This is a genomic window from Saccharopolyspora sp., from assembly GCF_017434145.1.
GTDB classification, from domain to species: domain Bacteria; phylum Actinomycetota; class Actinomycetes; order Mycobacteriales; family Pseudonocardiaceae; genus Saccharopolyspora_C; species Saccharopolyspora_C galaxeae.
In genome coordinates this window covers 1-4,190 of record NZ_JAFRFW010000520.1, presented here as the reverse complement: position 1 = coordinate 4,190, position 4,190 = coordinate 1, and the positions used below count along the sequence as shown (strand labels likewise).

The 4,190-nt window shown below is 69.4% G+C and carries 6 protein-coding genes; 5 read left to right on the top strand and 1 reads right to left on the bottom strand.

The features are described 5' to 3' along the window. A partial coding sequence (locus tag IJH84_RS14400; protein WP_367269025.1) for an alpha/beta family hydrolase occupies nucleotides 1–391 on the top strand: 391 nt, incomplete at its 5' end. 4 nt (nucleotides 392–395) lie between these two features. On the opposite strand, the gene ybaK is transcribed toward IJH84_RS14400, so the two are convergent. Beyond that, nucleotides 396–872, bottom strand: a complete 477-nt coding sequence (gene ybaK, locus IJH84_RS14395) for a Cys-tRNA(Pro) deacylase (protein WP_295145228.1) — start codon at nucleotides 870–872, stop codon at nucleotides 396–398. 264 nt (nucleotides 873–1,136) lie between these two features. On the opposite strand from ybaK, the gene IJH84_RS14390 reads away from it, so the two are divergent. The 4 genes from IJH84_RS14390 to IJH84_RS14375 all read left to right on the top strand — a co-directional run. Continuing rightward, nucleotides 1,137–1,838 (top strand): sigma-70 family RNA polymerase sigma factor, encoded by a 702-nt coding sequence (locus tag IJH84_RS14390; RefSeq protein WP_200073226.1) that lies wholly within the window; start codon nucleotides 1,137–1,139, stop codon nucleotides 1,836–1,838. Continuing rightward, nucleotides 1,835–2,170 (top strand): mycothiol system anti-sigma-R factor, encoded by a 336-nt coding sequence (gene rsrA / locus IJH84_RS14385; protein ID WP_200073225.1) that lies wholly within the window; start codon nucleotides 1,835–1,837, stop codon nucleotides 2,168–2,170. Before IJH84_RS14390 ends, rsrA begins: the two co-directional genes overlap by 4 nt. A gap of 324 nt (nucleotides 2,171–2,494) precedes the next feature. Continuing rightward, entirely contained in the window at nucleotides 2,495–2,713 is a 219-nt protein-coding gene (locus IJH84_RS14380; protein WP_200073224.1) for a biotin/lipoyl-binding carrier protein, read from the top strand. Between the two features lie 12 nt (nucleotides 2,714–2,725). Further along, on the top strand, nucleotides 2,726–4,190 hold a 1,465-nt coding region (locus IJH84_RS14375), incomplete at its 3' end, for a PAS domain-containing sensor histidine kinase (RefSeq protein ID WP_295145220.1).

The following is a 4,190-nucleotide window of genomic DNA, read 5'->3' as shown; positions in this document are numbered from 1 at the left end:
GAAGCAGCTGGACGCGGCGTGGCTCGCGGTCGCCGAGGATCTCGGCCAGCGCTGGTTCCAGGACCTGCCGCTGCTGTTCGGCGGCCGATCCTCCGGCGCCAGGGTGGCTTGCCGGACCGCCGAGGCCGGGGCGGCTTCCGCGGTGCTGTGCCTCGCGTTCCCGCTGCATCCGCCGGGCAAGCCGGAGAAGTCCCGGCTGGACGAACTCGCAGGCGTGGACGTGCCGGTGCTGGTCGTGCAGGGCGAACGGGACGCGTTCGGCCAACCCGAGCCCGCGCACGAGCGGGAAGTCGTGCTGGTCGCCGGGGACCACTCGCTGAAGGCCGGGGTGGACGCGTTGTCCCGCGCCGCCGACGAGTGGCTCGGCCGGATCCTGCGGCTGCTGGACTGAGCGCTCACCCGGCGATGTCGGCGACGCGCGCGTCCAGCAGGCGGACCAGTTCGGCCGGGGCGAGTTCGATCTCCAGGCCGCGCCGTCCAGCGCTGCAGAAGATCGTCGCGAACTGCTCGGCGGAACTGTCCACGACCACCGGCAACCGCTTCTTCTGCCCGAGCGGCGAGATGCCGCCCGCGACGTAGCCGGTGGCGCGCTCGGCGGCGCCCATGTCGGCCAGCTTCGCCTTCTTGCCGCCGCGGGCCGCGGCCAGCGCCTTCAGGTCCAGCTGACCGGTCACCGGCACCACGCCGACCGCGAGCTCGCCGTCGACGTCGGCGACGAGCGTCTTGAACACCTGCTGCGGAGGCTGCCCGAGCGCGTCGGCGGCTTCCAACCCGTACGACTCGGACCGCGGGTCGTGCTCGTAGGCGTGCACCTGGTGCGCGATTCCCCGCCGGTCCAGCAGCGCCGTAGCCGGAGTGCTTTTGCCTGCCATGACGACGACCTTATAAGTCGCTGGCACCGCCTACTCTCCGCCAGCGGCGGGCCCGGGCGGAATACGTCCGCCCGGCGTCGTGTTGCACGGGGCGTGACGGATCAGACGAACACATGCGTACTCGAGCGGCGGCCGCGTTCGTCCGGGTGCTCACAAGCGGGTGAGCAGGGCCTGGGACGGGTATCCTCCAAGTGGGTCCATGCGCAGGACGGCATGGGTTCGTCGCCAGCAGCCACCTCGTCCTGGCGGCGGGAAAGGAACCCGGTGGCAGACACCCCGGAGACGCCTGGGAACTCAGGAGCTCCCGACAGCGCAACGCCTGCGGCCGACGCGACCGCACAGGCCGCGGTCGACGGTACCGACGGCGCGGTCGAGGAAACCGCGGCGGAACGCGCCGCCCGCTTCGAGCGGGACGCGATGCCGCTGCTCGACCAGCTCTACGGTGCGGCGCTGCGGATGACCCGCAACGCCCCGGACGCCGAGGACCTGGTGCAGGAGACCTACTTGAAGGCGTACTCCGCGTTCAAGTCGTTCAAGCAGGGCACGAACCTGAAAGCTTGGCTGTACCGGATCCTGACCAACACCTACATCAACGGCTACCGCAAGCGGCAACGGCAGCCGCAGCAGCAGCCCACCGACGAGATCCAGGACTGGCAGCTCGCGCAGGCCGAGAACCACACCTCCAGCGGGCTGCGTTCGGCGGAGCTGGAGGCGTTGGACCGGCTGCCGGACACCGACGTGAAGGATGCGCTGCAGCAGTTGGCGGAAGAGTTCCGCATGGTCGTCTACCTGGCCGATGTGGAAGGTTTCGCCTACAAGGAGATCGCCGAGATCATGGGCACGCCGATCGGTACCGTGATGTCGCGGCTGCACCGCGGCCGCAGGCAGCTGCGGGACATGCTGACGGACGTGGCTCGCGACCGCGGTTTCCTCCGCGCGGGCAAGCAGGAGGTGGGTACCTCGTGACTTGTGGCGAACACGACGAGGCGTCCTGCGAGGACGTGCTCGCGGAAGTCTGGTTGTTCCTGGACAACGAGTGCGACCAGGAACGCCGGGACATGCTCCAGCGCCACCTCGACGACTGCGGCAGCTGCTTGGAGCACTACGGCATCGAGGAGCATCTCAAGGAGCTGTTGCACCGCAAGTGCGGCGGCGAGCACGCGCCGTCCGAGTTGAAGGAGCGGTTGCGCAGCTCGATCCGGGACACCGTGCTGCGGCAGGCCGATGTGACGGTCGAGCGCGGTCCCGAGGGCACTTCGGTGGAGATCCGCGCGAAGCGGACCTCAGCGGCCGAGTAGCAGGCCTGGAACGTGAATGAGCCCCGAACCTCGCGCGGTTCGGGGCTCATCGTCGTTCTGCGGCGCACCGCGCCTCATCCACTCAATGGGCGCTTGCCGTGGTTGGCCTTGTTCTTGCGCCGATCCTTCTTCTTGCGTGCGCGCTTGCCCATTCGGCAACCTCCCTCGCGTCGTCGGGCACTCGGCAAGGTCGCGGAACGTGTTCCCGCGCCGAGTTGGTGACTCTTCGAGTTTCGCACGAGTGCCACCTGCTGCCATCGGGTGGCCCGCGACGTGGTTTCCTTGGACGAGGCCCTCCCGGGCCCGCGCTAGTGAGGGGAAACCATGGCCGAAGAGATCCGTGCCGAAATGGTCGCCAACGTCATGACCGTCTCGGTCGCCGAGGGCGACACCGTGCGGGATGGTGACTCGCTGGTCCTGCTCGAGTCGATGAAGATGGAGATCCCGGTGCTGACCGAGGGCGACGGCACGGTCCGCACGGTCGCGGTCCGAACGGGCGACGTGGTGCAGGAAGGCGACCTGATCGCGGTCGTCGAATCCTGACTAAGGAGTTCCTTGTCGACGCTGAGTGATCTCCTGGCCGAGCACACCGGCCTGTCCGGTGCGGCGGCCGACCACCTCCAGCTCGTGGTCGCGGAGTGGCAGCTGTTGTCCGATCTGTCGTTCGCCGATTTCCTGCTGTGGGTTCCGGTGGGACCGGCGGACGCCCGCGAGGAGCGGTTCCTGTGCGTGGCGCAGGCTCGGCCCACGACGGCTCCGACGGCGCATCCGGAGGACGTCGTCTCCAGCGAGGTCACGCCCGAGGAGCACCCGCAGCTGCGCCGCGCGGCGCTGGAAGGACGGATCTGCCGGGAGGAGGACCCGCGCTGGCACCTGGGGGTGCCGGTGCGGCGGGAGACGATCCCGGTGAATCTGGACGGCCAGGTCGTCGCCGTGCTCAGCCGGGACACGAACCTGGCGGTACCGCGGGTGCCGAGCCCGCTGGAGATCTCCTACTTGGGCAGCGCGGCCGATCTGTGCCAGATGGTCGCCGACGGCACGTTCCCCACTCCGGAACCGGCGCCGGACGTGCACACGAGTCCGCGGGTCGGGGACGGCCTGGTGCGGGTGGACGCTTCCGGCACCGTCGTCTTCGCCAGTCCGAACGCGTTGTCGGCGTATCACCGCATGGGCCACGCCGCTGACCTGGTGGGCGTGCAGTTGGCGCCGCTGACCAGGTCGTTGCTGTCCGATCCGTTCGACGCGGACGAGGTGGCGCAGCGCATCCGGCACGCGATCGCCGGCGAGCCGAGCATGCGCGTCGAAGCCGAAGCGCGGGGTGCCACGGTGCTGTTCCGCGCATTGCCGCTGCAGCCGCGCGGCCAGGTCGCTGGTGCCTTGGTGCTGGTGCGCGACGTTACGGAGGTCAAGCGCCGGGACCGGGCGCTGATGTCCAAGGACGCCACGATCCGCGAGATTCATCACCGCGTGAAGAACAACCTGCAGACCGTGGCCGCGTTGTTGCGGTTGCAGGCCCGGCGCACCGGCAATCCGGAGGCACGGCTGGCGCTGGACGAGTCGGTGCGGCGGGTCACTTCGATCGCACTCGTGCACGAGACCTTGTCGATGTCGGTGGACGAGCGAGTCGACCTGGACGACGTCGTGGACCGGGTCATCCCGATGATGAGCGACGTCGCGGTCGCGGAGACCGGGGTGAAGGTCCGGCGGGACGGCCGTTTCGGCGTGGTGCCGGCCGAGTTGGCAACGCCGCTGGTCATGGTGCTGACCGAGCTGGTGCAGAATGCGTTCGAGCACGCTGTCCCGGCGGAGACCGGGGGAGAGGTCGTCGTGCAGGCGGAGCGTTCGGCGCGTTGGCTGGACGTTGTCATCACCGATGACGGTCAGGGCCTGCCGAAGGGTTTCTCCCTCGAACGCGCCGAACGCCTCGGCCTGCAGATCGTGCGAACCCTCGTCGAGTCCGAACTGCGGGGTTCGTTGAGCCTGCGCGGTCGAGGTAGGCTCCGCGGTACGGAAGCGGTGT